The 24,995-nt window shown below is 72.0% G+C and carries 23 protein-coding genes; 13 read left to right on the top strand and 10 right to left on the bottom strand.

Annotated features, from left to right (window positions below; genetic code table 11):
• On the bottom strand, positions 1-1,005 hold the full coding sequence (locus ACIA8K_RS25955) for a phosphatidylinositol-specific phospholipase C (protein ID WP_396063588.1): 1,005 nt from the start codon (positions 1,003-1,005) through the stop codon (positions 1-3).
• 181 nt (positions 1,006-1,186) lie between these two features.
• Positions 1,187-2,671, bottom strand: coding sequence for a diguanylate cyclase (locus tag ACIA8K_RS25950; RefSeq protein ID WP_396063586.1), 1,485 nt, complete (start codon positions 2,669-2,671; stop codon positions 1,187-1,189).
• Positions 2,672-2,849: 178 nt separating this feature from the next.
• On the opposite strand from ACIA8K_RS25950, the gene def reads away from it, so the two are divergent.
• Genes def through ACIA8K_RS25925 form a run of 5 tightly spaced genes read left to right on the top strand, consistent with a single transcriptional unit; the run spans position 2,850 to position 7,529 of the window.
• The gene (def, locus tag ACIA8K_RS25945) at positions 2,850-3,386 is read left to right on the top strand and encodes a peptide deformylase (RefSeq protein WP_396063584.1); all 537 of its coding nucleotides are present in this window, start codon (positions 2,850-2,852) and stop codon (positions 3,384-3,386) included.
• A gap of 35 nt (positions 3,387-3,421) precedes the next feature.
• Entirely contained in the window at positions 3,422-3,781 is a 360-nt protein-coding gene (locus tag ACIA8K_RS25940; RefSeq protein ID WP_396063582.1) for a hypothetical protein, read from the top strand.
• Positions 3,778-4,995, top strand: a complete 1,218-nt coding sequence (locus ACIA8K_RS25935; RefSeq protein WP_396063580.1) for a YqgE/AlgH family protein — start codon at positions 3,778-3,780, stop codon at positions 4,993-4,995. The genes ACIA8K_RS25940 and ACIA8K_RS25935 overlap by 4 nt, the downstream gene beginning before the upstream one ends.
• A gap of 37 nt (positions 4,996-5,032) precedes the next feature.
• The gene (locus tag ACIA8K_RS25930) at positions 5,033-7,108 is read left to right on the top strand and encodes a hypothetical protein (RefSeq protein ID WP_396063578.1); all 2,076 of its coding nucleotides are present in this window, start codon (positions 5,033-5,035) and stop codon (positions 7,106-7,108) included.
• 28 nt (positions 7,109-7,136) lie between these two features.
• On the top strand, positions 7,137-7,529 hold the full coding sequence (locus ACIA8K_RS25925; protein ID WP_396063576.1) for a hypothetical protein: 393 nt from the start codon (positions 7,137-7,139) through the stop codon (positions 7,527-7,529).
• 9 nt (positions 7,530-7,538) lie between these two features.
• Here ACIA8K_RS25925 and ACIA8K_RS25920 read toward each other — a convergent pair whose 3' ends face one another.
• The gene (locus tag ACIA8K_RS25920; RefSeq protein WP_396063574.1) at positions 7,539-8,015 is read right to left on the bottom strand and encodes an SRPBCC domain-containing protein; all 477 of its coding nucleotides are present in this window, start codon (positions 8,013-8,015) and stop codon (positions 7,539-7,541) included.
• Between the two features lie 19 nt (positions 8,016-8,034).
• The gene (locus ACIA8K_RS25915) at positions 8,035-8,706 is read right to left on the bottom strand and encodes a GntR family transcriptional regulator (protein WP_396063572.1); all 672 of its coding nucleotides are present in this window, start codon (positions 8,704-8,706) and stop codon (positions 8,035-8,037) included.
• An 88-nt stretch (positions 8,707-8,794) separates the two neighbouring features.
• On the opposite strand from ACIA8K_RS25915, the gene ACIA8K_RS25910 reads away from it, so the two are divergent.
• Positions 8,795-9,301, top strand: coding sequence for a YbhB/YbcL family Raf kinase inhibitor-like protein (locus ACIA8K_RS25910; RefSeq protein WP_396063570.1), 507 nt, complete (start codon positions 8,795-8,797; stop codon positions 9,299-9,301).
• 38 nt (positions 9,302-9,339) lie between these two features.
• Here ACIA8K_RS25910 and ACIA8K_RS25905 read toward each other — a convergent pair whose 3' ends face one another.
• Both ACIA8K_RS25905 and ACIA8K_RS25900 read right to left on the bottom strand, forming a co-directional pair.
• The gene (locus ACIA8K_RS25905; protein WP_396063568.1) at positions 9,340-10,200 is read right to left on the bottom strand and encodes a GyrI-like domain-containing protein; all 861 of its coding nucleotides are present in this window, start codon (positions 10,198-10,200) and stop codon (positions 9,340-9,342) included.
• Between the two features lie 372 nt (positions 10,201-10,572).
• Entirely contained in the window at positions 10,573-11,139 is a 567-nt protein-coding gene (locus tag ACIA8K_RS25900; protein ID WP_396063566.1) for a hypothetical protein, read from the bottom strand.
• 286 nt (positions 11,140-11,425) lie between these two features.
• On the opposite strand from ACIA8K_RS25900, the gene ACIA8K_RS25895 reads away from it, so the two are divergent.
• The 4 genes from ACIA8K_RS25895 to ACIA8K_RS25880 all read left to right on the top strand — a co-directional run bounded on the left by ACIA8K_RS25895 (position 11,426) and on the right by ACIA8K_RS25880 (position 17,039).
• On the top strand, positions 11,426-12,631 hold the full coding sequence (locus ACIA8K_RS25895; protein WP_396063564.1) for a hypothetical protein: 1,206 nt from the start codon (positions 11,426-11,428) through the stop codon (positions 12,629-12,631).
• A 65-nt stretch (positions 12,632-12,696) separates the two neighbouring features.
• Positions 12,697-13,407 (top strand): substrate-binding periplasmic protein, encoded by a 711-nt coding sequence (locus ACIA8K_RS25890; protein WP_396063562.1) that lies wholly within the window; start codon positions 12,697-12,699, stop codon positions 13,405-13,407.
• Entirely contained in the window at positions 13,404-14,366 is a 963-nt protein-coding gene (locus ACIA8K_RS25885) for a cation diffusion facilitator family transporter (RefSeq protein ID WP_396063560.1), read from the top strand. Before ACIA8K_RS25890 ends, ACIA8K_RS25885 begins: the two co-directional genes overlap by 4 nt.
• Positions 14,367-14,774: 408 nt before the next feature.
• Positions 14,775-17,039, top strand: coding sequence for a cytochrome c oxidase assembly protein (locus ACIA8K_RS25880; protein ID WP_396063558.1), 2,265 nt, complete (start codon positions 14,775-14,777; stop codon positions 17,037-17,039).
• Here the strand turns inward: ACIA8K_RS25880 and ACIA8K_RS25875 are convergent.
• Positions 17,007-17,954 carry an FAD-dependent oxidoreductase gene (locus ACIA8K_RS25875; protein ID WP_396063556.1) on the bottom strand — a complete coding sequence of 316 codons (948 nt, stop codon included), beginning with the start codon at positions 17,952-17,954 and terminating at the stop codon, positions 17,007-17,009. The genes ACIA8K_RS25880 and ACIA8K_RS25875 overlap by 33 nt on opposite strands.
• Before the next feature lie 10 nt (positions 17,955-17,964).
• The gene (locus ACIA8K_RS25870; protein WP_396063554.1) at positions 17,965-18,669 is read right to left on the bottom strand and encodes a DUF2306 domain-containing protein; all 705 of its coding nucleotides are present in this window, start codon (positions 18,667-18,669) and stop codon (positions 17,965-17,967) included.
• 155 nt (positions 18,670-18,824) lie between these two features.
• On the opposite strand from ACIA8K_RS25870, the gene ACIA8K_RS25865 reads away from it, so the two are divergent.
• Positions 18,825-19,484 (top strand): TetR/AcrR family transcriptional regulator, encoded by a 660-nt coding sequence (locus tag ACIA8K_RS25865; RefSeq protein ID WP_396063552.1) that lies wholly within the window; start codon positions 18,825-18,827, stop codon positions 19,482-19,484.
• Positions 19,485-19,488: 4 nt separating this feature from the next.
• Here the strand turns inward: ACIA8K_RS25865 and fusA are convergent, their stop codons facing one another.
• Positions 19,489-21,390, bottom strand: a complete 1,902-nt coding sequence (gene fusA / locus ACIA8K_RS25860) for an elongation factor G (RefSeq protein ID WP_396063550.1) — start codon at positions 21,388-21,390, stop codon at positions 19,489-19,491.
• Between the two features lie 211 nt (positions 21,391-21,601).
• A complete protein-coding gene (locus ACIA8K_RS25855) occupies positions 21,602-22,531 on the bottom strand; it encodes a LysR family transcriptional regulator (protein WP_396063548.1) in 930 nt (309 codons plus the stop codon).
• 67 nt (positions 22,532-22,598) lie between these two features.
• Here ACIA8K_RS25855 and ACIA8K_RS25850 point away from each other — a divergent pair, with 67 nt between their 5' ends.
• Positions 22,599-23,378: an inositol monophosphatase family protein gene (locus tag ACIA8K_RS25850; RefSeq protein ID WP_396063546.1), complete on the top strand. Its 780-nt coding sequence runs from the start codon at positions 22,599-22,601 to the stop codon at positions 23,376-23,378.
• A gap of 2 nt (positions 23,379-23,380) precedes the next feature.
• Positions 23,381-23,998 carry an NAD(P)-dependent oxidoreductase gene (locus tag ACIA8K_RS25845; protein ID WP_396063544.1) on the top strand — a complete coding sequence of 206 codons (618 nt, stop codon included), beginning with the start codon at positions 23,381-23,383 and terminating at the stop codon, positions 23,996-23,998.
• The last annotated feature ends 997 nt before the right edge of the window (positions 23,999-24,995 follow it).

Below are 24,995 nucleotides of genomic sequence, written 5' to 3'. Positions count from 1 at the left end.
CTAATTCGCGTCGATGACGGCCTGGATGAGGCCGCGGCCGGGGAAGTCGGCGTAGACGAGGCCGGCGCGGCTGCCGTGGCCGCGGGCCCGCAGCTCGTTCATGGTCAGGACGTTGGTGCCCTCGAAGGCGACGGAGCAGGTGCCCCAGAAGCAGTTGACGCTCGGGAACTCCGCGATGCAGGAGGCGTTGCCGCCGCAGGTGTTGATGATGCCGCGGGTGAGGCCGGTCAGCAGGTTGGGCGCGTCGGTGCCGGGGCTGGAGTGGCCGCTGGCGACGAAGTACGGGAACGATCCGCCGGAACCGCTGAGGAAATTGACGTATGTCTTACTCTTCGGACCATTGCGGCTGGCGTCCAGCTGGCCCTTGATCGCACTCCACTTCTTGGCCAGGCCCCAGTTGTCGTTCACCTGATAGTTGTCCTGGATGGCCAGGCTGCTCCACGGGATGCCGAAGTCGCGGCTCGACGAGAAGCTCTGCAGAATGACAATTTTGCCGCGGATAGCGTCGAGTGCCGGATTGTCGCTCGCACCGGTGTAGATCCGCGGGTACTTGTCGGTCTGGGCCTTGACGAGATCACCGAAGTTCGTCTCGTTGCCGGTCTCGTGGGCGATGCGCATCAGCACGGTCTCGCGCGGGTGCGCCGCGAGGAACGTGGTGGCGGTGGCGAGGACGTCGGTGTCGAAATCCTGACCCTGCAACGCGATCCCGTGATAGATCTTCAGCCGGCCCTCGTGCATGCCGAGTCGGACGTCCCAGCCACGGATGCCGGATTTCAGCTGCTCAGACAGGCTCATGCTCTGCGTGAGCGCGATGTCGCCGCCGGCTCTGGACGCGCCGGTGTCGTGGGTCGCGGGCACTGACAGTTCGCTGAGCGGCCTGGTGCCGGGCAGCGCGCTCATCCAGTCGGTGTTCGTCAGGCCGATCGTGGAATCGTGCGAATAGCCCTCGCTGGTGTGGGCGGAGGCGGGTGCCGCGACAGCCATGCCCAGGGCGGAGAATGCCACCGCCGCGATCCCGATGCGAGTGTTTACCGAACTGATTTTCACGTCTTGTCCCCTCGGCCGGACTGCCTGTCAGGTGAATGGAATGCGCACGCCGTTGACACAGTAGAGAAAACAGTGACGGCGCATGAGGGAAATCTCCACAGTCCGCACGTTCGGCCAGGTGTGGCGGCGATTCCGGTGATCAGGCGCGAACCCGGTTGCGGCCCTCGCGTTTGGCCGCGTAAAGGAGCGCGTCCGCGCGGCCGATCGCCTCGGCCGGCTCCTCGCCCGGCCGGAGCTCGGTCACACCGATGCTTGCGGTCACGGTCAGGCCGGCCGCGATCCCGGCCCAGGCGTGCGCCTCGACCGTGTGCCGCAGCGTCTCGCAGGCCCGCACCGCGTCGTCCAGGCCGGAGCGGAGCATCAGCACGAATTCCTCGCCGCCCTGTCGGCCGGCGACACCCGGGATCGCGCCGAGCAGGTCGGCGACGCTGCGCAGCACGTCGTCCCCGACCGCGTGCGAGTAGGTGTCGTTGACCTGCTTGAAATGGTCGAGGTCGAGCAACGCCACGCAGACCGGCTCGGCGGCGGCGAGCGCGGCCTGCAGGCCCGCGTCGAAGCCGCGCCGGTTCGGCAGGCCGGTCAGCGGGTCGCGTTCGGCGAGCGCGCGGAATTCCTCGACGGCGAACTGCGCGTGTGCGAACCGGGCCACCAGTTCGCTCTGCTGGGAGCGGCGCTCGGTCCACGCGTCGTGGAACTCGACCATGGTGTGGTACGCGGCCTCGAAGTCCCCGAGCCCGGCCTGCCCGACGGCGATCTGGCGCAGCGCGGCGACGGCGGTGTCCGCCACGCCGTTGCGGGCCGCGATCGCCCGGCAGCGGTCAAGCGTGCGCAGGCCACCGGCCCAGTCGCCGTCCCGGTACTGGATCTCGGCGAGCGTGATCAGCGCGGTCGGGATCGCGTCCGAGTCCGTGGCGGGGGCCGCCTCGGCCGCGTACGTGATGACCCGCTCCGCCTCCTCGAACTCGCCGCTCTCCAGCAGCACCCGCGCGACGGTGTCCGCGACCGAGGTGCTCAACGGCATGGCGCTGGCGTCCGCGCAGGCCCGGAGCCGGTTCACAAGCGCGCGGGCGGTGGGCAGGTCACGGACGGAGCAGGCGCACCAGGCCCAGTTGTTGAGGTTCGCGATGATCATCGAGGGGTGGCCGGAGGCCTCGGCGAGCGCCTGCGCGACCTCGAACTCCTCGGTCGAGATCGCCCCCGGTCGCTGCGCGTTGACCATCGCGGCCAGGACCAGCGCGTGGTCGGCGCGCAACGACAGCGGGTCGCCGTCGTCGAGCATGCGCATGGCCTGCAGCGCCTGCCGGACGGCACGGTCGTTGTCGCCGACCCGCCACAGCCCGCCGGCGATGACCGCGTGGGCGTGCGCGCGGACCACCCGGTCCCGGCTGCCGGCCAGGATCCGGCGGGCCACGGTGACGCCCTCGTCCGCGCGCCCGTTGCGGTTGTGGATGTCCGCGACGACGAGCCGTGCGAGGTCGGCCCACCGGAGATCACCCGCCTGGTCGGCCGCGACCGCGACGGCATGGGCCCGTGCGTCGAGCCCGTCGTGGGAGCGGTAGAGGTCCGCGATCAGCTGCCCGACCTGGTCGGCGAAGGGCCCGTCGAGGGAGGGGGACGGCGTCATGCCTGCTGACCCGACCGTTCTGGACTGTTAGTGCGGACTTTTCGAACCTTATCAGCGCGGGACCGTGCGGGAGACCGAACCGCGACCGAAAGGACACGCATGGATCGCGGTCGCGTGCGAGGCGCAGTACTGTGCCGTCGAACGTGATGGGGCAACACGGCACTGAGGAGATCGTCCGGTGAGCGTACTTCCGATTCGTACCGTCGAGGATCCGGTGTTGCGGGTGGTCGCGGAGCCGGTCATCTCCTTCGACGCGGAGCTTGACCGCCTGGTCAAGGATCTCAACGAGACGCTTACCGCGTCCGGTGGCGCGGGGCTGGCCGCGCCGCAGCTGGGCGTGAGCCTGCGGGTGTTCGCGCTCAACCCCGACCTGCCCGGCAACGATCTGCGGCTGGATCACCTGGTCAACCCGGTGCTTGATTTCCCGGATGAGGAGGAGCAGCACGGGCCGGAGGGCTGCCTGTCCATCCCGGGCATCTACCTGGACACACGTCGCCGGATGAACGTGGCGGCCAAGGGCTACACGAAGCTCGGCGACCCGGTGCAGGTGGTGGGCGCGGGGCTGCTGGCCAGGTGCATCCAGCACGAGACAGACCACCTGGACGGCGTGCTCTTCATCGACCGGCAGGACGTGGAAGGCCGGGCCCGACTGGTCGAGACGATGCGCGCGGCGGCCTGGTGGGAGGACGCGGTGGTGAAGGTCAGCCCCCACTGACATCAGCTATTGTCGCTGTTCCATACAGTTGCCGGATGGAGAACGACGCGGTGCGGGTACGACTCCGGGTGCAGGGGGACAACCCCGACGACGTGAGAAATCTGCGGTCCTGGTTGCAGCAGGAGCGTGACGTGCGGGCACACGGCGATCTTCGGTACGCGGACACCACAGGCAATGAGGACATGGGTCCCGGCGTCGAGCTGCTGAGCCTGCTCGCGGGCAGCGGCCTGACGCTGATCCAGATCGGACTCGCCGTCGCCCAGTGGCGGGACACCCGGCATCCCGCGCCGACAGTGACGATCACCCAGGAGACCGGCGACGGCCGGACCGTCACGATCGAGACGTCGGACCCGGGCGAGGTCGCGCGCGCCATACGTGAGCTCGGCGGGTCATGACCCGGTCTGACCTGGCCGATCCGGCCGCGTCTCAGGTGGTGCTGATCGGCGCCACCACCTACACACGACTGCCGCCGCTGCCCGCGGTCGCGGGCAACGTGGCCTCGCTCGCCGAGGCGCTGCGCGACCCGCAACTGTGGGGCCTGCCGCCGGAGAACTGTCACGTGGTGCTCGACGAGGCGAGTCCCCGCGAGGTGGGGCGCGCGATCCGGACGGCCGCGGCGTCGGTCACCGAGGGCGGGCTGCTGCTGGTCTACTACGCCGGGCACGGGCTGATCGACCCGGTCAACGGGCAGCTGATCCTGGCGCTTGCCGAGTGCGAACCCGAGGTCCCGGACGAGGCGGGTCTGCCGTACGACTGGATCGGCCGTTCGATGGCCGGCGCCGCCGCGACCCGCCGCGTGGTCATCCTGGACTGCTGTTACGCCGGCCGGGCGGACGGCCTGATGTCGGCAGGCACCGGTGGCACCGACGAGGTCGCGGACGTCGCCGAGCTGGACCGGACCTGCCTGTTCGTGTCCGCTTCGGCGAACCGGAGGGCCGCCGCACCGGAGGGCGAGCCGTACACCGCGTTCACCGGCGAGTTGCTGCGGGTGCTGCGCGACGGCATCCCGGGCGGCGATCCGGTGCTCACGATGGCCGCGATCTGGCGCCGGGTCCGCACCGCGCTCACCGCCCGCGGCTTCGAGCGCCCGGAGCTGCGGGAACGTAACGCGGGCGGCAGTGTCGGCCTGGTCCGCAACGCGGCGCTGAGCAAGGAGGACCTGGCCGGCGTGATCCTGCGCGGCGGCCGTGGCGTCGCCGACCGGGACCTGGCCGGCGGCCGGATCCTGGTGCTCCGGCACGACGAGACCGGCGCGGTCGGCATCGACCTGGACGGGCGGCGCAGCACCCTGCCGGACGAGTTCGCGCCCGCCTGGCGGGACCGGCTGGCCGAGGCCGGCGTCAGGTACGGCGGCCCGGTCGCCCGGGACGGCTACATCGCGCTGGCGATGATGCGCCCGGCGGCCACGCCACCACCGCGGTTCACGCCGGTCCGGGACCGGCTGGGCGTGCTGTCGCTGGCCGCGTCGCCGGAGGAGGTGCGGCACACGTTCGCGTGGATCCGGGTGTTCAGCGGGTACTTCGGCTGGTCGCCCGGCGAGTTGGAGTCCTATCTCGACAGTGGAGTCCTGGTGCGCGCCGCCGCGGACGATCCGAGGGGAGAACTGTAACCGCCCCCGTCCGTACCCACGAAGGTTCTTGAAGATCATGACTTCCGAGCAGCTCCTCGCCGACCGGCTCTTCGACTCCTTTCAGCGCGAGGAGCAGATCACGCTCATCCTCGGCTCCGGCATCGGCAGGGACGCCACCCCCGGCGTCGGTGACGTGCTGCGACTCGCCGAGCAGTACGCGGTCGGCCGCAGCGACGGCGGCGACCTCACCCGCATGCTGCAGCTGGCCCGCGCGCGCCGCGGCGAGGGCGCGCACACCGACCTCTACACCGAGTACCGGCGGATCTTCGCGAACTGGGTCGGCGGCGACGGCTTCGACGTGATCGCCCAGCAGGCGGTGCTTGAGAAGTACCGCCCGCCGGACCGGCTGGCCGGCCCGCTGGCCACGCACGGCATCTGGCAGCGGGTCACCGCGGACCTCGGCGAGGACCTGGAGAACGACCTCGGCTCGTGGATGCTGTCGCCCTCGGTGGAGGCGCTCGGCGCGGTGCTGGCCGGGCTGCCCGGCGCGTTCGACAACCGCGTCCTGACCACGAACTTCGACCCGCAGCTGGAGGTTGCGATCCGGACCGCCAGCGGCCGGGCGATCACCACGCCGCTCGACATCGACGGCCGGTGGGACCGCAGCACCGCGTACGACGGTGCCGTGCGCGTCTTCCACCTGCACGGCTTCTGGCGCCCGGTGGTGTCCGGCGACCGCACCCCGCTGGTGCACGATCCGGCACGGTACGTCCGGAGCCCGCGGATCGGCCCGGTCGCGGATCTGATCACCGGTGACATCGTGCTTGTGCTGGGCAGCAGCGACTGGGCCGGCACGATCACGTCCGCGCTCGTGGAGGTGGCCAAACAGCGGCCGATCACCGTGCTGTGGGCACTGCACACGAACGACGTGGACGGCGCCGTCAGGCGCACCGAGCAGCTGCGCGGCGAGGGCGTGCAGCGGGTGGAGTCGTTCCCCGGCGTGGACGGCGAGCGGCTGCTGTCCGGCCTGGCCGCCCGGCTCGGCGTCACGGTGGTGCCGCGCTCGGCCGGGCCCCGGCACCGCCACCGCCACCCGATCTGGGAGCGGGAGATCGTCTCGCACCCGGCCGGCACACCGCCGGAGAGCTTCCTCGGCCTGGTCCGGCAGCTGGAACGCCGGTTCGGCTGGCAGTTCAAGGCGCCGGAGTCCGGCACGCCGTCGCTGATCTTCTGGCCGGTGCGGCTGCGCGAGCGCACCTCCGTGATCCACATGGCGCAGGCGCTTGTCGCGGGCGCGCTGGCCGCACGCGGCGCGCGCCTGGTGGTCTGCCTCGACGACTTCGGCATCCCCGAGCCACGGCTCACCGGCCTGGCGTTCGAGGCGGACCTGCGCCGGTGGATCGCCGCGACCGCGCCCGGCCTGGACGTCGAGTTCGTGTCGCTGTCCGAGTTCATCCGGGAGCAGCGCGAGTCGCCGTCGCCGGAGCAGCTGCTGCGCCCGACCGACCCGTGGACTGTGGCGCGCGACTTCTACGGCGAGCACAACCCGTCGCTCTACAGCGTGCTCGCCGCGATTAAGGCCGTGCCGAACGTGGCCCCGCACGAGCTGGAGCCGCGATCCTGGGAGATCGTCCAGTCCCTGCTGCGGCGCAACACGAACCGCCTGCTCACACCGATGACCATGTGGGCGTTCCTGCACCACCTGCTGCTCGACCGCCCGGCCGGCTCGATCATGACGCTCGGCGGGCGGGACGAGGCGCTGTTCTGGGAGCAGTGGCGCGAGATGTACCGGTTCGGCATCGCGCAGCTCTACAACCCGCACATCACGAGCCTCACGCACAAATCCGAGATGCTGCGCTGGGACACGGTCGCCGAGGTGCGCGAGCACCTGGCCGAGACGTGCGCGGTGCCCGGCTGGGACGGCGACGGCCGCTACGTGCCCTGGCTGCTGCAGAACGCGGTGCTGCTGCCGAACTACCTGACCGGAACCGCACCACCGGAACTCGACGGGTACGTGCTGGACTCCTGGGCCGACTTCATGGCCGCGCTTGACGGGGGCGCGCCCGCGCTGGACGCGCTCGCCGAGCAGGCCTCACTCTGGTACCACGGCGAGTCGGGGCCGTGGCTGCCGGACACACGGGTGGTGTTCTGATGACGCATCGGTGGGTATCCTTCTCGGCATGGCCCCTATCACGGCGCTGAGTCCCTCCACGACGGAGCTGCCCGGTCTCGCGGACCGGTGTGCGGCGGCGCTCGGCAAGGAGCTGACCGCCTACCTGGCCGGCGCCGACACCGTCGCCGAGTTCGACGCCTGGCGTGCCGGCACCCCGGCGCCCGAGCACACGCTGACCCGGCTCGCCGCAGGCGCCGAGCTGATCCGCACGTTCGCGGCCGACAACCTGCTGTCCCGCCTGCCGCACTGGCTGCGCGAGATGACCGCCACGGAGAACGGCCCTGTCGTCCCCGCCCGGTCGATCCGCTCCGCGGGCGCGGACGTGCAGCCGATCAAGACCGTGCTCGAGGCCGCCCACATCTGGGTGACCGTGCAGCGCTTCACCCGGCTGGCCGCCTGACGCTCGTCGTCACCGCCCGCCGGGCAGATCGGTCTCGGCGTACCGGCAGAGGTTGTCCAGGGCCATTCGGGCGCCGATCTCGTTGTCGGCGGGTGAGACCGCGTCCGGAACGCCCTCATGCACCATGGCGACCTCCGTGCCACCGTCGGCCGAGGCGGTAAGCGTCGTGGTCATCGTCATCGTGCCGCGCATGGCCGGATCGTCCGTCTCGAACTCAAGCTCCTCCACCACAAGCGCGTCCGGCACCAGCCGCACGAACCGCCCGCGGTACGTGTCCGTGTGCTCCCCGGACTTCCCGGCCCCGTCCCCCGCGTCGTAACTGAGCGACACCCGGAACGCTCCACCTTCGCGCGCCTCGAACTCGTGCACCCGGCTGCTCATCCCGTCCGGCACCCGCCAGCGGGCGATCGCCCCGGGGTCCAGCAACGCCCGGTACACCGCCGCCGGCGCCGCCCCGGAGTGCCGGGAAACCCGTGTCGTATACATCGGACGATCATAATCTCGGTTAGCCGTCCTCACCGGCGGATGCGTCCGGCCTGACCAGATCCTCCGCGGTCAGTGACAGGTGTGCTTCGAGCAGCGCAGCGGCCAGGTCAGCGTCGCGGGCGAGGGCCGCCTCCTCCAGGGCGCGGTGTTCGCCGAGGTAGTCGCGGGACGGGTTGCGGTCGGCGGACCAGCGGCGGGTGAGTTCGGCGCCGAGCCACAGACGGTCGAACGTCTCCAGCAGGACGGTGTTGCCGCAGCCGTCGAGCAGCGCGCGGTGGAAGTCGTGGTGGGCGCGGGACCACTCCGGGCTGATCCCACGTCCCTGCGTGAACGGCGGCGTGCGCGCCAGCCGGTGATGGGCAGCGCGGACGCGGGACTCCCAGTCCAGGTCGCCACGGGCGATGGCGAGGCGGAGGGCGGCCGACTCGATCAGGCAACGGGCCTCCGCCAGGTCCTGCCAGCGCTTGTCGGACTGGGTGGGGACGGCGAAGCCGCGGTTGGGGAGCCGGTCTGCGAGGCCGTCACCGACCAGGCGGACCAGGGCCTCCCGGACGACGGCGAGGCTGACGCCGTGCGTACCCGCGAGTTCCTGGGGTTTCAGCGGTTCTCCAGGGGCGAAGTCGCCGCGCAGGATCGCCTCCCGGAGCACCATGTAGATCCGCCCGGACAGCATCTGCTTGGTCTCGACCATGCGCAGCATCGTAGACCATTTGACAGATAATCGATTTTCGGTGCTATCGTCGATCTCGACAGCAGGACCGCGCAGAAGTGAGGACCCCATGAACGACCCATTCGCCCGCCTCCCCGAGGCCGCGGCCTTCACAGTCACCAGCACCTCGGTCGAGGACGGCGCGCCGTTCGCGGACGCGCAGCGCTCCGGCAAGGACCTGTCGCCGCAGCTGACCTGGTCCGGTGCGCCGGAAGGCACGAAGAGCTACGCGGTCACCGTGTACGACCCGGACGCGCCCACCGGCTCCGGCTTCTGGCACTGGGCGGTCGCGGACCTCCCCGCCACAGTCACAAGCCTCGACGAGGGCGTGGGCGACGACACCGGCGTGCGCCTGCCGGAGGGCGCGTTCCAGCTGCCCAACGACGCGCGGCTGGCCCGCTACATCGGCGCGGCCCCGCCGGCCGGGCACGGCCCGCACCGGTACGTGATCGTCGTGCACGCGCTCGACGTCGAGAAGATCGGCGTGCCGGCGGAGGCGACGCCCGCCTACCTGGGCTTCACCATCGCCGGACACATCCTCGGCCGCGCGGTCCTCACCGCCACCGCGGAGAACTGAGACGGGTGGGGGCCCGGACACGGGCCCCCACCCGCACGTCACGCCGGCTCGACGGCCATCCACAGCTCGCAGGTCGCGGTGCTGAAGTCGGCCGCATGCTCAAGCGTCACCGTGATCGACGGCCCCGGCCGCAACCGCCACGGATTGCTCGGGAACCACTCGGTCGCGGTCGCGGCCCACATCGTCTGCAGCGCCCGCGGATGCGGGCCGCTGGACCGGAACACCACCCAGGTGCCGGCCGGCACGTCGATGACGTCGAGATCGTCCGGCACCGGCGTCGCCGCGGTGACCGCCACACCGTGCAGGTAGGTCAGCTCGCTGCCCTCCACCGCGTCCGGCGCCGCGTCGTCGGTGACCGCGAGAATGCCGGCCGGGTCCGTGTTGCCGAGCGCCTTCAGCCGGGCATGCTCCTCCACCGGCAACGATGCGATGTGCTGCTGGATGCGCGGATTGACGCCCTCGTGGATCAGCGGCACGCGGGTGGCGTGCCCGGCGAGCCGGAACGCGGGCCGTTCGGTGATGCGGGTGTCCATGGGGTTGCTCCCTTCGACTGTCAGGCGGAACCTGAGCTGCGGTTGTGAACGAAGGGGGCCGCCGTCCCGGCGTACCTCACCCGGCCCGGCGCCGTGCACCGCCCGGAACGCCCGCCCGAACGCCTCGGCCGAGCCGTACCCGTGCCGTACCGCGATGGTGAGCAGATCCGTCCCGCCGCGCACGACCTCCGCCGCCGCGACTGTCATCCGGCGCCGCCGCACATACTCGGACAGCGGCATCCCACTCAACGACGAGAACATCCGCCGCAGGTGGTACTCGGTCGTACCTTGCCGCCGCGCGAACCGCGCAAGGTCGAACTCCTCCCCCTCCACGAGTTCCACAAGCCGGTTGAGCATCGAGATCATGACGACCTCCCTTCCCCCTCAACCCTGCCGCCCCACCCCACACCCCGACCCGACCATCCCTGCCCGATCCGATCAGGCGACCGGCACTCCCCTCTTTGAAGGGCACAAAGCCGCTTTCCCGCTTTCGCGGTGGTGGCGGCCCGCATGCTCCCGCGGGCACCGGTCGTCGCCAGGGCTCCTCCCTGTCTGTTCCGCCGGGGTCGGGACAAACCCGTGCTGGTCACCCGGTCGGACCGGGCCCACGCCGCCGGCGTGATGCTGCGGTCCGGACGGCCGTAAGGGCCGGCACCGAAGGCGCAGGCGTGGTACCGCCTGGCTCGTCCATCCTGACGCCGAAAGATCAGCAGGCCCTTGCGGACCACGCAGGAGGGCTTACGGGGTCGAGTTCGGGCGCCACATGGAGGCGCGTTCGGCGTGGGTGGGGCGGCCGGGGGCGGTCAGGGCGGTGGGCCGTGGGTCGAGGTCCGGGAAGAGGCGGCGGACGTCGGAGACGGGCAGAACCTGGCGGATGAGCGACTCGCGGAACTGGTCGTCGAGGAGCAGGACGACAAAGTCGCGGCCGGTGACGCGGTGCGCGCGCAAGGTGTGGCGGGCGCCCTTGCAGGCGCGGGCGAGGGTGGCCAGGTAGCGCTCGAGGGCTGTCTCCCAACGGCGGGGGGAGCCACCGCAGGCCTCGGCGAAGAGGGTGGCCTGCCAGCGCTTCACCGTGTCGGCGCTCAGCCACGGGGTGGAGGTGTAGGTCCAGTTGACGGGGGCGCGCGCCTCGAGCGGCTCGGTGGTCAGCGCGAGCGAGGGCAGCGCGATCACGCCGCCGGGCTTGCGGTGGATGCGGCCGAGGGCCGCGGCGTGGAAACGGACCTCCGGGCGCTCCCGGATCGCCGAGCCCACGGACTCCACGAGTGCGTCGTAGACGACCGCCTCGAACTCCTCCCACTCCACGTCGTCATTCTGCCCGACCGGATCGGACGTTCGAGGTGGAACGCTATGGATCGCGCCGTGACCACGTTCGCCGTCGATGACGTCACGCCCGCAGGTGACCTGCTGCCGACCCGGCCGCTCGGTGCGCTGTTTCCGGACGCGCTCGCGATCGGGGGTGACCCCGCCCTGCCGGTGCTGGCGCCGGACGGGGTGCACCCGCTGCTCAGCGGGCGTTCGGGCGGCTGGACGGGCTGTGAACAGTGGGGCCAGGGTGGCGCCGCGGGGCGTCGTCGGGAACCATGGCCGGGTGCATTCGTATCCTCACGCTCGCCAGCAGGCCCAGCAGATCGCGGACGGCGGAGACCTCTCCGCCGCGAAGGCACTCCTCGAACCGGTCGTCGAGGCCGGCCGGCCCGCGCTCACGTCCGGCGATCCGGAGCTGCTGGAGACGATGCGGCAGCTGGCCGGCCTGCACGCGAAGCTCGGCGATCCGACGGCGGCGCGGCGGCTGCTCGAGGAGGCGTACGCGGCCGGGCGCGGCGGCCCGGGCGAGCCGCTGATGGTGCTGCTTGCCTACGACCTGGCCGTGGTCGCGGACGAGCTCGCCAACCGGCTGGTGGCCAGGAAGAACTTCGAGCTGGTCGCGCAGTACGGCCCGGCGGCGCTCGGCCCGGATCATCCGGCGGTGGCGCATGCGAGGGAGTACGGCGCGGCTGGGCAGCCGGTGTCGGGCCCGCCGGATTTCGGGCAGACCATCCCCGTCTCCGGCACGCCCGGCTCGCCGTCGCCGTTCGGTGAGCCGGCCGGCCCGGAGCGGTCCCGCGCCCCGTGGGTGATCGCCGCCGCGGTCGCCGCCGTCGTCGCGGTCGTCGCGGTCGTCGCGGTCGTCGCCGTGCTCGTCCGCCCGGGCACCGACCCCGGCCCTGAGACCGTCGCGGCCGGAAGCACCGCCACCCCGGCCGTGACCACCGCGGCCCCTGGTGCCGGCGCGTTCGCCACGATCAGCCCGGACGGCTCCCCCAGCCCGTCCCCGTCGCGCGCCGCCCCCTCCTCCGGCGCCCCGGCCACCACCGCCCCGGCCAAGTCCGCGGCCACCACCGGCGCTCCCCGGTCCACTGTCGCGACCGGCATCTCCGCGCCCAGGAACGGCGTGGGCGTCGGCCGTTCGTTCACTGTCACGTTCACCACCTCGGCCGCGGACGCGTCCGCGATCGGCACCCGCCTGGCGCTCACCGTCTGCGTGAAGGAGTGGTGCTTCCTGGAGGGCCCGCTCACCATCGAGAACGGCCGGGCGCGCGACTACCCGGTCCTGCTCGGGTCCAAGGAGGGCGAGGGCATCGGCGAGAAGTGGACCGTCCGGGTCGACCGCCTCTCCAACGCCGACTTCGACTTCCTCGCGGCGCAGAAGCAGTCCGCCACCGACAGCGGCAAGTGGGGCAACGGCGTCTCCACCCCGATCGACCGCCTCAACCCGACCCCGGTCAGCGCCGTCGTCGTCACCAAGAGCAGCTGACACGGCGCACCGGGTGGGGCAACATCGCACACATGCCGGACCGCCGGACCGGGTACCGGTGGCACATGCGTCGAGAACTGGCGGGGCTGACGGCCTCGCTGCTGCTTGTCACCGGAACCGCGGGCTGTCAATGGCCCCGGGACCCGGGCGGCACATTGGAGCACGTACGAAACGGTGTGCTGCGGGTCGGCGTCACAGCTAATCCACCCTGGACCGTGGTGCAGGACGGCGCCGAGCCGGCCGGTGTGGAGCCCGAGCTGGTCCGGCGGCTGGCCGAGCAGCTCGGCGCGCGCGTCGAGTGGAGCAGCGGCACCGAGTCCACGCTGATGCCCGCCGTCAGGGACCGCACGCTTGACCTGGTGATCGGCGGCCTGAACGCGACCGCGCCGTGGACCGCGGAGGCGTCGCTGTCCACGCCGTACATCACCACGCGCACGGTCGTGGCCGCACCGCCCGGCGTCGCCGTGCCGGAGGAGCTCGACGGGGTACGGGTGGCGGTCCGCGGTGGCACGCCGGACGTCGCCGCGCTCGACGGCACCGGCGCCGAGGTCGTCACGGTCGCTGAGGTGACCGGCACGACCGGGATGCCGGCCGCGGTCGGCGAGTGGGAGCTCGCCGCGCTCGGTCTCGCGGAGTCGGATCACGAGATCGCGACCGAGGCGCACGTGTGGGCCACCCCGCCCGGCGAGAACGGCTGGCAGGTCGAGGTCGAGGGCTTCCTGCTGGACCAGTCCGACGCCGAGGTGCTCGAACTGCTCAAGGAGGCCGGCCGGTGAACGTCTACGACGCGTTCGAACTGCCGCCGGACAAGGCCGCGCTGCACCGGCGGGCGGTCCGCCTGGAGTGGTGGACCGTCGCGTTCTTCATCTGCGCGATCGCGGCACTCGCGGTCACGCTCGGTCAGTCGCAGGCGATGAAGGCGGCCTGGATCGAGGACATGCTGGGCCTGGTGCCGCCGGCCGCGTTCCTGATCGCGGCCCGGTTCCGCACCCGCCCGCCGAACGAGCGCTTCCCGTACGGCTACCACCGCTCGGTAAGCGTCGCGTTCCTGGCCGGCGCGGTCGCGCTGCTCGGCCTCGGCGCGTACGTCGTCTACGACTCGCTGATCCGCCTGGTGGCCGGCGAGCGCCCGCCGATCGGCCTGGTCGAGCTGTTCGGCGTGCAGATCTGGCTCGGCTGGCTCATGATCGCCGTCCTGCTGGCCACGATGGCGCCCGCGATCCTGCTCGGCCACCTGAAGCAGGGCATCGCCCGCGACCTGCACGACAAGGGCCTCTACGCGGACGCGGAGATGAACCGCGCCGACTGGCTCACCGCCGCCGCAGCGATCCTCGGCATCATCGGCATCGGCGCCGGCCTCTGGTGGGCCGACGCGGTCGCCGCGCTGATCATCGGCGCGGACATCTGCCGGGACGGCTTCCGGACCACCCGGAGCGCGGTCTCGGACCTGATGGACGAGCGCCCCCGCGTGGTGGACGGCACCCGGCCGCACGCACTCCCGGAGGCGCTCCGCACCGCAGTCCTCGACCACGAGTGGATCGCCGACGCCTGGGTGCGCCTCCGCGAGGACGGGCACGTGTTCGCCGGCGAGCTGCTTGTCGTGCCGCGCCAGGGAACTGACGACCTGGTCACCCGGCTGGAGAAGCTGCAGACGTTCGCACGCGGATTCGACTGGCGGATCCAGGACATCGTGGTCGCCCCAGTCTCCCACATCACCATCGCCCGCACCGGCTGACGCCCGCACAAGCCAAGGCCACAATTCATTTTCCCGCTCTGCGGGTGGTTGCGGCCCGCACGCTCCCGCGGGCTCCAGTCGTCGCTGGCGCTCCTCCTTGCACGACCCGCCGGGGTCGACTCCACCCCACGGTTCGCACCCTCCACCCGGAGCGCGCGAACCGTCATCCGGCCGGGAGACGTGGCCCGTCGGGCGACCGGACCGGCGGACGACCGGACCGGCGGACGACCGTGCCAGCGGACGACCGTGCCAGCGGACGACCGTGCCAGCGGGCAACCGGGCGGCGGGCCAGCGGGCCAGCGGATGACCGGACCGACGGGGGCCGGGCCAGCGAGCAACCGGGCCGGCGGGTAAGGCAGGCCACATCGGGAACTCGGCCACCACCTGCGACGACTACCAGCGGTGAGCGTGAGCAGGAGTGTGCCGGCCGTGGCCGGTGGGGTGGCCGTGTCCGCGCTAGTTCTGGCGTTGCTGCTGGGCGGCGGCGTGGACACGGTGGAGATCGTGGGACTGGCACAGCCGGGGCCGGTCACGACCTGGGGCCTGCCGGTGCTGCGGCTGCTCTCCGATGTGCTCGCCACAGTCACCGTCGGACTGGTGGTGACCGGCGCGTTCCTGGTGCCGGGCGATGCGCGCTCGGTGTCCGCCCTCGCGTTCCGGATGCTGCGGCGCGCACGCCTGGTCGCGCTGGCGTGGGGGTCGACCGCACTCGCGCTGATCGTCTTCACGCTCTCCGACGTGCTCGGCAGGCCGGTGTCCGCGCTGCCGTTCGCGGCCGTGGCGAGCTTCGCGTGGTCGATCTCGCAGGGTCAGGCGCTGCTGATCCAGGCCGTGCTTGCGGCGGCGGTCGCGGTCGTCTGCCACCTGGCGTTGTCCCGGTCGACCGCGGCGTGGGCGGCCGGGCTGGCGCTGGCCGGGGTGCTGCCACCCGCGTTCACCGGGCACGCGGCCGGGGCGGGGAACCATCAGATCGCGGTGACAAGCCTGGCGATGCACGTGCTTGCCGCGTCGTTGTGGACCGGCGGGCTGATCGCGCTGCTCACGCTGCACCGGGCAAAGGCGCTTCCGGACGTGGCGGGGCGCTACAGCCGGCTGGCGCTCGTCTGCTTCGGCGCGGTCGCGGCCAGCGGGGTGATCAACGGGGTGGTGCGGCTGGGCGGCGACTGGCGGACGGCCTACGGCGCGCTGCTCGCGGGCAAGGTACTCGCGCTGCTCGCGATCGGCGTCGTCGGTGCGATCCACCGCACCCGCACGCTGCCACTGCTGCGCGCGGCCACGGAGAACACCCGGGTTCCGGCGGAGAACGGCCGCGGGCCAGAAGGGAACGGCCGCAGGCCAGAAGCGGGCGACCGCAGGCGAGAAGAGGGCGACCGCGAGCCAGAAGAGGGCGACCGCATCTCGACAAAGAACAGCCGCGCCCCGGCGGAGAGCGCCCGCAGCCCCAAAGAGGGCGGCCAACTCTCGGCAAAGGACGGCCGCATCCTGGCGGAGGATCGCGTCCTCACGAAGGACCGTGCCCTCGCGAAGGACCACGCCCTCACGAAGGACCACACCGCCACGAAGGACCACGCCCTCACGAAGGACCGTGTCGTGACGGGCGACCGGCGACCGTTCCTTCGCCTTGCCGCCGGTGAGGTGGTGCTGTTCGGGGCCGCGTTCGGGCTGGCGGCCGCACTGTCGCGCAGCCCTGCCCCGATCCCCGACGACACGGTGAGCGCCGACCCGATCATCGAGACCGTCGGCTTCCCGATGCCGGGCCCGCTCAGCGCCGCCACCCTGCTCGGCGACCCGCTCCCCGACCTGTTCTTCCTCACTGTCGCGGTCGCCGGGATCGGCGCCTACCTGGTCGGCGTCCGGCGCCTGCGCGCGGACTGGCCGGTCACCCGCACCGTCTCCTGGATCGCCGGGATGCTGCTGCTCGCGGCCGTGACAAGCCTCGGGATCAGCCGCTACGCGTACGTGATGTTCAGCGTGCACATGGTCCAGCACATGCTGCTGTCGATGGTGGTGCCGATTCTGCTCGTCCTCGGCGCGCCGGTCACGCTCGCGCTGCGTGCCTTGAGGAAGCCCACCGATCCGCGGGTACGCGGCCCGCGCGATTGGCTGCTGATCGTGGTGCACAGCCGGGTCGCCCGGTTCGTCACTCACCCGCTGGCCGCGCTCGCGATCTACACCGTCAGCCTCTACGGCCTGTATTTCGGCGGTGTCCTCGGCTGGCTGATGCGCTATCACCTCGGGCACCTGGCGATGCTTGCCCACTTCGTACTCGCCGGATTTCTGCTGTTCTGGGTGTTGATCGGGGTTGATCCGGGCCGCCGGAGGGTCGCGCCGCCGATTCTGGTGCTTGTCCACTTCGCGTCGATGGTGGTGCACGCGTTCTTCGGGCTGACGCTGCTGCAGAGCACCACTGTGATCGCGCCGGAGTGGTATCTGGCGGTGCATCCGCCGTGGGCGGCGCCGCTGCTTGAGGACCAGCAGCTGGGGGCGGCGATCGCGTGGGCGTTCGGGGAGCTGCCGGCTGCGGCGGTGATGCTCGTGCTGGTCCGGCAGTGGATCAGCGCGGACGAGCGGGAGCAGCGCCGGGTCGACCGGACCGGCGACGAGGCGCACGCGCGCTACAACGAGTTTCTGGCGGCGGCGTCACAGCGCGTCGACGAGCGCGCGGACCGCTGACGCCTCGCCCCAGGAGAGCGTGAACCCGGCGCCGCCGTGCCCGTAGCAGCAGATGACCGGCACGGCGTACCCGCTGATGGCCTCCAGGCGCACGGCGGTGCGGGCGGGGCGGAGGCCGACCGCGCGTGAGACGACAGGCGCACCGGCGAGCGCCGGGACCAGCGCGATCGCGCGGCGCAGGATGGCGGCCTCGGTGGCCGGGTCCGCGGTCTCGTCCCAGGCGCCGGTGTCGCCGGTGCCGCCGCAGACCACGTCGTCGTCGCGCGGGACCACGTAGGTGAGGCCGCCCGGGTTGTCATCGTCGAGCAGCCAGCGGGTCAGGCCCGGGTTGGCGAGGCGCACGATCTGGCCGCGGATCGGGAAGACCTGGTCGTCGCCGCCGAGCAGCGCGCCGGACCGGAGCCCGGCCGCGACGACGATCGCGTCGAAGCCGGGGTCCACGTCCGCGGGCGAGGTGAGCGCGGCGGCCCGGAAGCGCACGCCCTTGGCGTCCAGCGCGGTGCGCAGCCAGGTCAGGTACGGCCCGGTGACCACGACCGGCAGCTCACAGGTGACGCCGTCCGCGCCCGGCGGGAGTTCGGCCGCGGTGGCGGGCCGGTGGCCGGGCACCGCGGCGGTCCAGGACAGGTCGGGGCCCGCGTGCCGGGTGAGGACGGTCCCGGTGCGCAGCCGCACGCCGGTCCGCGGATCGGCCTGGGCCAGCGCGGTGAGCCGTTGCCGGGTCAGCTCGGCGGACTCAAGCACGCGCGGCGCGGTGTCGACCGCGTGCGGGAACCAGATCGCGGCCGCGACTGATGAGACCGCGCCGGTGTGGTCCCGCTCGGCAAGCACTGTGACGTCGTGCCCGGCCTCGGCCAGCTCGTACGCGATCGTCAGGCCGATGACGCCGGCCCCGATCACCGCTATGTGTCCCACACGGTCGAGCTTAAGCGGCAGCTGTCGCCGCGGCCGCCCGGCGCGAGGACGGTGACGGCGAGAAGCGGAGGCCTGGGAGGTTGCGCCGCCGGATCATGATCTCGGCGACCACGATGTTCGGCATCCAGCACAGGAACGGCACGGCGGCGTACGCGACAGCGGTGATCTCGTCGACGCTCATCTCCGCGGTCCGGCCCAGCAGCAGTTGCACGCCGATAAGCGTGCCGAACCACAGTCGCAGCGTGGGTGCGGCGAACGTCAGGGCGAAGCTGCGGATCATCCACGCCTGGTGGCTGGCGATGTCCCGCTCGCGGATCGCCCGGTAGCCGCGGTAGGTAGTCCACGCCCAGAGCACCGAGAGCGTGCCGAAGCCGAACAGCCCGACGAACGCGGCCGAGCTGTAGAACGCCATGACCAGGCCGGACGGCGCGGCGAACGCGATCGCGACCGCGTAGGTGCGCCCGGTCCAGCGGTGCACTGCGGGGTAGCGGCGGCGGGCCGCCTTGAGGAACTGGAACGGCCCGAGCACAAGCGCGAGCCCCGCGGAGACGATGTGGATGTAGAAGACCGCCTGGACCAGGAACGGCCGGTACGCGTACGTCGACGCGAGTCCGACCTCCTTCGCGGCCAGCTCCTCAAGTGTCCCGGTCGCGTACTGGCTGACGAAGTAGCCGGAGATCGCAAGCGACAGCAGGGTCACGACGGTCCAGCTCACGCGGCCTTTGCGTTGTCGCCGGGGTGCGGGCGGGCGTACGGCGGACGTGGACGTCACGGGGACCAACTTTCACAACCATGGATCTGGACAGTGTGAGTATTGGATAAAGGATCTCCACGTGTCAACACCGGACGGGCGCATGTAAAGATCTGTCAATGGCCGAGCGACGTCGCAGCACCTACCACCACGGTGATCTACGTGCCGCCCTGATCACGGCCGGAATCGCGCTCGCCCGGGAGGGCGGCCCGCAGGCGGTCGTGCTGCGCGAGGTCGCCCGCGCGGTGGGCGTCGCGCCGAACTCCGCCTACGGCCACTTCGCCACGCTCGCGGCGCTGCGGCAGGCGGTCGCGGTCCAGGCGCAGACCGAGATGGGCGCGGCGATGGGCGTGCACCTCGACGCCGTGGCCGGGGACGAGCCCGGCGATCCGCGGGAGGCGGCGAAGGCGTACCTGCGCGAGGTGGGCCGGGCCTATGTGCACTTCGCGCTTGACGAGCCGGGCCTGTTCCGGACCGCGATGGGCGGCATGCCGAGCCGGATGGGCGTGCCCTCGCAGGAACCCGACGACCGGCACGAGCCGGACACGTTCCTGCTGCGCGCGCTCGCCCGGCTGATCGAGACCGGGTGCCTGCGCGCGGAGGACCGGGGCCGGGCGGTGATGGCCTGCTGGTCCACCACGCACGGCCTGTCGGTCCTGCTCCTGGACCTGCTGGCGCCGATGTCCGCGGAGGCCAGGGAACAGGCCATCAACGACGCGCACGACGTGCTGATCGCGGGACTGAGCGCGGGCCCTGCCGTGCAGGACCCGCGCCCCTAGAGCGTCAGGCCGGGCGGTAACCGGCCGGGCGGCTGCTGAACGTCGCCCGGCCGCTGGTCCGGCTGCGCAGCGCCGTCGCGTAGCCGAACAGCGCGGCAAGCGGCACGACAGCGGTGACCGTGTGCTCGGTCGTGCCGGTCACCTGGCCACGCCGGGCCGCGAGGTCGCCGAGCACGCCGCCGAGCGTGTCGGCCGGCGCGTTCACCGTGACCTCGGCGACCGGTTCCAGCAGCGCCAGCTCGCACGCGGCCAGCGCGTCCCGGAGTCCGAGCCGCCCGGCGGTGCGGAATGCCATCTCGGACGAGTCCTTGACGTGCGTGGCGCCGTCGCTGAGCGTGACCGTCAGCCCGGTCACCTGGTGCTCCCCAAGCAAAAGAGCGTCCCGGCAGCCGGCCTCGACCGCCCGCACGTACTCGGCCGGCACCCGCCCGCCGGTCACGGTGGACTCGAAGGTGAACCCGTCGTCGGCCGGCGCCACCGACAGCACCACGTGGGCGAACTGGCCGGAGCCACCGTCCTGTTTGACGTGCCGGTAGATGACGTCACGCGCGCCGCGCACCACTGTCTCCCGGTACGCCACCTGCGGCCGGCCGGTCCGCACGGCCAGGCCGGTGTGCCGGCGCAGCGTCTCCACCGCCACCTCCAGGTGCAGTTCGCCGAGGCCGGACAGGAGCGTCTGCCCGGTCTGCGGGTCGGTGTGCATGGTCAGCGACGGGTCCTCGTCGACAAGCGCGGCGAGCGCCACCGGCAGCCGTAGCGCGTCCGCGCGGGTGTGCGCCTCGACCGCCACCGAGACCAGCGGCTCCGCGGTGCGCGGCGCTTCGAGCAGCACCGGGTGCGCACGCGTGGAGAGTGTGGTGCCGGCTCGGGCCGCCTTGAGGCCGGCCAGCCCGACGATGTCGCCGGCGACCGCGACGTCCAGGTCGGTGTGCCGGTCCGCGTGCAGGCGCAGGATCCTGGCAACGCGTTCGGTGCGCTGCGCGCCCGCGTCCCACACGACGTCCCCCTTCCGGAGCGTGCCCTGATAAATCCGTACATAGGTGATTCGGCCGGTGCGGGCGGAGTGCACCTTGAACGCCAGCGCGACCAGGTCGCCGGTGGCCGAGCCGCCCGGCGCGGGCAGGTAGTCGACCACGGCGTCAAGCAGCGGTTCGATTCCCTTGTCCCGGTAGGCGGAGCCGCACAGCACCACGACCGCGTCACCGGAGACGCTCAGGTCGCGCAGTGCACCGCGCAGCGTCGTGTCCGACATGTCGCCCAGCTCGTCAAGCGCGCCCGCATGCCGTTCCGCGACGGCCTCCTCAAGCGCCTTGCGGGCGAGCAGCGAGTCCGGGTCCAGCGCCGGCTCGATCAGCAGGCCGGCCGAGGACCAGGTCAGCCGCCGCATCCCGACCAGGTCGACGACGCCCTCGAAGCCGTCCTCGCGCCCGATCGGCAGCTGCACCACAAGCGGCGTCGCTCCCAGCCGGTCCACGATGGACTCGACGACCCGGGACAGCGACGCGCCGGCCCGATCGAGCTTGTTGACGAACACGATGCGGGGCACGCCGTACCGGTCGGCCGTGCGCCAGACGGACTCGGTCTGCGGCTCCACGCCGGCCACGCCGTCGAAGACCACCACCGCGCCGTCCAGCACGCGAAGCGACCGCTCGACCTCATCGGAGAAGTCGACGTGGCCGGGCGTGTCGATCAGGTTGAGCCGATGGCCGTTCCACTCCGCGCTCACCGCGGCCGCGAAGATGGTGATGCCACGGCTGCGCTCCTGCGGGTCACTGTCGGTGACGGTCGTACCGTCGTGCACCTCGCCCTGCTTGTAGGTGACACCCGTGGTGAACAGCACCCGTTCGGTGAGCGTGGTCTTGCCGGCGTCGACGTGGGCGAGGATGCCGAGATTGCGGACGCGCATGATGAGTCTCGTCTTTCAGGGAAGATCCAACTGGGACGGCGCCAGGCCGTCCGCGCTGCTCAGAAGGCAGGCGGGCAGGCACGTCCAGCCCCGGTGGCGCAGCCGGGGCCGGGCACCTGGGACACGAGGATCAGCTCGAAGCGAGACACGGGGATGGTGACCGCGGTGCGATAGCGCACGGCGTCCACCCCCTCAAGACAAGATCAGGAACCTACTGCGACGAGGGTACGACGTGCGCGCCACTCCGGTCGACAGGTTTACCGAGCGTCACCCGGACCTGGGCGCGAAGCCAGGCGTGGGCCGCGTCCGAGTCGTACCGCTGATGCCACGCGCAGATCATCCGCGGCTCCGGCAGGGTGAGCGGCAGGTCCACGGAGACCAGCCCGAACGCGTCGATCAACGGCCGCCAGGCCAGCTCCGGCGCGGTGAGCACCGCGTCGCTGCCGCTGATCACGTGTATCGCGCTCGCACTGCTGGCCACGGACGCGACCACCCGGCGGCGCAGCCCCTGCTCCGCGAGCAGGTCGTCGACCGGGTCGGAGAGACGGCCCCGGCGGGAGACCAGCACGTGCGACTGTGCGGCGTACCCGGCCAGGTCGAGCCCGCCCGCACCCGGATGCCCGCGGCGCAGCACCACGGCGAACCGGTCGCGCGCGATCACCTCGGACCGGAACTCCGGAAGCGCCGGCACCGTGGCACCGATCTCCAGGTCGACGCGCCCGTGCCGCAGATCGTCGGTGTCCACCGCGGACTCGGCAAGGAAGCGCAGCCCCACGCCCGGCGCCTGCTCCGCGATCGTCCGCAGCAGCGCGGGTGCGAGCGCGGTGGCGATCGCGTCATGGCACTGCAGCGTGAACACGCGATCGAGCCCGGCGAGGTCAAGCTCCCGGCGCGGCGCCAGCACGCCCTGGGACGCGCGGACGATCTCGGCGACCCGCCCGCGGACGGAGATCGCGTACGGCGTCGGGGTCATCGTGCGCCCGGTGCGGACCAGGATGTCGTCGCCGGTAAGCCGCCGGATCCGGCCCAGCGAGCGGGAGACCGCCGGGGAGGACAGCCGCAGCCGGTCGGCCGCCCCCATCACGCTCCCCTCCTCGAGCAGCGCGTCCAACACCGTGATCAGGTTCAGGTCCAGTTGCATGGCGGTAAATCCTAACCTAACAAGAGTGCACTGGACTTAACCGGCTGTACGGCCGAGAGTAAGACGCATGACGAACGCACTACTCAACACCGTGGTCGAAGCCGCACACACCGCCGGCTCCCTGATCGACCGCCGGCCCACCACCCGGCCGCAGGGGATGGACGCGCTCCGGGCCGCGCTTCGCACAAACGACGACGCGGTCACCGACGTGCTCCGGCCCGCACTGACCGCCGCGCTGCCCGGCTCCGGCTGGAACACCGACGAGCACGGCGAGGGCCCGATGCCCGGCGGCGACTGGTGGGTCATCGACCCGATGGGCGGCAACCTCAACGCGGTGCACGGCATGCCGGACTGGAACATCGGGATCAGCCTGGTCCGGGACGGGCAGCCGGTGCTCGCGGTCGTGCACGCGCCGGTCGCCGGCGAGACGTTCACCGCGATCGCCGGCGCCGGGGCCTGGCTGAACGGGGTGCCGGTCTCGGCCGCCACCACCACCGACCTCTCCGCCGCACTGACCGGCACCGGCCAGGCCCGGCCCAGCCGCGATCCCGCGCACGCCCGGCGGGTCGGCGACGCGGTCGCCGCGATGATGGAGCGGGCGCTCTACGTCCGGGTGTCCGTGCCGGTCAGCCACCAGCTCACCCAGGTCGCGGCGGGCCGGATGGACGTGCACTGGCAGTTCGACAACCTGCGCTCGCACATCGCGCCGGTGCTCATCGCCCGCGAGTCCGGCGCCACCGTCACCGACCTCGACGGCAAACCCTGGGACATCACCAGCAGCGGGTACGTGGCCGCCGCCCCCGGCGTGCACGCTGCCGCGCTCGACGCCCTGCGCACGGTCCGCTGATCATGGAGCTGACAATCCTCGCCGCGTCCGGCGCGACCGGGCTCGAACTGACCCGCCAGGCGCTCGCCCGCGGCCACACGGTCACCGCGGTCGCCCGCACGCCGTCCCGGATCACGGTGCCGGACTCGCCGCTGCTCACCCGCGTCGCGGCGGACGTGCGGGACCCCGCCTCCATCACTGCGGCGCTGGCCGGGAGCCGGGTGGTGATCTCCGGTCTCGGCAACATCGGCCGCGAGGCCGGCGTGCTGGCCGCGGGCGCCCGCGCCGCCGTCGCAGCCCGGCCGGAGCGGATCATCTGGCTCGGCGCGTTCGGCACCGGCCCGTCCGCCCGGGCGGCCGGCGCGACCACCCGTACCCTGCTGAAGCTCGTCATGGGTAAGGAACTGCCGGACAAGGTCGCCGCGGACGCGCTGGTGCTGGAGGCCGGTGGCACCGTGTTCCACGCGGGGCCGCTGTCCGCGGGGCCGCTGAGCCCGGACCGCCGCACGCTCGCGCTGTCCGAGGCCCCGAAGCGGTTGTTCCCCGCGGGCGTCAGCCGCGCGACAGTCGCCGCGGCTATGCTCGACGAGGCGGAGAACCGCACCCACCCGGGCGGTGTGGCACTTCCGCTGGACCGGTGACCGGCGCCCGATGCCTACCGGCCACATCACCCCACAGCCAGCCACAGTCGATGTGAGCCGATCATCGAAGGCCTGGTCAGCGCAGTGCTGACGAGCCGTGGTGCCGCGTCGGCTCCCCCGCCTCAAAGGTCACTCCAGCGCTCCAGCGCTCCAGCGCGACGATGATCAGAGCCCTGCCGGCCGAGTCACGGTGGGCAAGATCTTGCGAAGCAAATCCGGCAGGTAGGCGCCCCTCGTGGCCAACCTGTGCCCAATGCCACTCATCTTTTTTTGATTTTGAAGCGGTTCGGGTCGGGTGGCGAGCTTCTGGCCGGCGCGGATGTCTCCCACCCGGTCCGGACGTCAGGTGGCAGGCGGACAGGGGCGCTCCGGGAAGGACCAAGTCCAGACCCGATGATCGGCTCAGGCTGAGTGGCCTGGGGCGCCGGTTGGCCTCAAGAGGGTCTCCCGTCCGGTCCTCGGCACTTCCGCCGCAAACTACTGAGGTTTCACGGTCGAAGTTCAAGGTGGGCACTCCGCGCCCGAAATTTCGTTATATAGAAGCCTTCGACGCGCGCTCACCCTGACCGCGGAAGGTCAGTAAAAGCCCAGACCCGCAGCCGCCGGCCTCCCGCCCTGGGTGATCCGACCCTGCCGAACGCCCCCACCAAGACTGCCGCCGCCCAGGCTGTCGCGTCGGCGGCCGGTCGGGGCGGTCCCCGCTCGGCGGTCGCACAGGCCGGCACCGAAGCCGCAAGTCGCGCGAGCGGTTCCGGTAGGCCGAGGCTGCTGCGGAAGGCCGTGCGAGGCGCGGGAACCGCCTCAGCGGCAGCCGGTCGGGGCGATCCCGCTGAGCGGTCACACAGACCGGCACCGAAGCCGCGGGTCCCGTAAGTCGTTCCGGCAGGTCGGGACTGTGGCGGGGTCACGTCCAGCGGCGTGGTGTAAGAGGCGATCATCGCGTTTCCGCTGGTCATGATGTTAGGCGGCGATCTCGGTGATTGTCGTGTGGTCGGTG

Origin of the sequence: Catenuloplanes sp. NPDC051500 (assembly GCF_044454585.1) — a bacterium.
Taxonomy (GTDB): Bacteria; Actinomycetota; Actinomycetes; order Mycobacteriales; family Micromonosporaceae; genus Catenuloplanes.
This window is presented reverse-complemented; position numbering and strand designations above follow the sequence as displayed.

Bases quoted from the DNA above. Each gene is read 5' to 3' on its own strand.
- ACIA8K_RS25950 (WP_396063586.1), bottom strand. From the start codon at position 2,671: ATGACGCCGTCCCCCTCCCTCGACGGGCCCTTCGCCGACCAGGTCGGG.
- ACIA8K_RS25940 (WP_396063582.1), top strand. From the start codon at position 3,422: ATGGAGAACGACGCGGTGCGGGTACGACTCCGGGTGCAGGGGGACAAC.
- ACIA8K_RS25935 (WP_396063580.1), top strand. From the start codon at position 3,778: ATGACCCGGTCTGACCTGGCCGATCCGGCCGCGTCTCAGGTGGTGCTG.
- ACIA8K_RS25930 (WP_396063578.1), top strand. From the start codon at position 5,033: ATGACTTCCGAGCAGCTCCTCGCCGACCGGCTCTTCGACTCCTTTCAG.
- ACIA8K_RS25925 (WP_396063576.1), top strand. From the start codon at position 7,137: ATGGCCCCTATCACGGCGCTGAGTCCCTCCACGACGGAGCTGCCCGGT.
- ACIA8K_RS25920 (WP_396063574.1), bottom strand. From the start codon at position 8,015: ATGTATACGACACGGGTTTCCCGGCACTCCGGGGCGGCGCCGGCGGCG.
- ACIA8K_RS25915 (WP_396063572.1), bottom strand. From the start codon at position 8,706: ATGGTCGAGACCAAGCAGATGCTGTCCGGGCGGATCTACATGGTGCTC.
- ACIA8K_RS25910 (WP_396063570.1), top strand. From the start codon at position 8,795: ATGAACGACCCATTCGCCCGCCTCCCCGAGGCCGCGGCCTTCACAGTC.
- ACIA8K_RS25905 (WP_396063568.1), bottom strand. From the start codon at position 10,200: ATGATCTCGATGCTCAACCGGCTTGTGGAACTCGTGGAGGGGGAGGAG.
- ACIA8K_RS25890 (WP_396063562.1), top strand. From the start codon at position 12,697: ATGCGTCGAGAACTGGCGGGGCTGACGGCCTCGCTGCTGCTTGTCACC.
- ACIA8K_RS25865 (WP_396063552.1), top strand. From the start codon at position 18,825: ATGGCCGAGCGACGTCGCAGCACCTACCACCACGGTGATCTACGTGCC.
- fusA (WP_396063550.1), bottom strand. From the start codon at position 21,390: ATGCGCGTCCGCAATCTCGGCATCCTCGCCCACGTCGACGCCGGCAAG.
- ACIA8K_RS25855 (WP_396063548.1), bottom strand. From the start codon at position 22,531: ATGCAACTGGACCTGAACCTGATCACGGTGTTGGACGCGCTGCTCGAG.
- ACIA8K_RS25850 (WP_396063546.1), top strand. From the start codon at position 22,599: ATGACGAACGCACTACTCAACACCGTGGTCGAAGCCGCACACACCGCC.
- ACIA8K_RS25845 (WP_396063544.1), top strand. From the start codon at position 23,381: ATGGAGCTGACAATCCTCGCCGCGTCCGGCGCGACCGGGCTCGAACTG.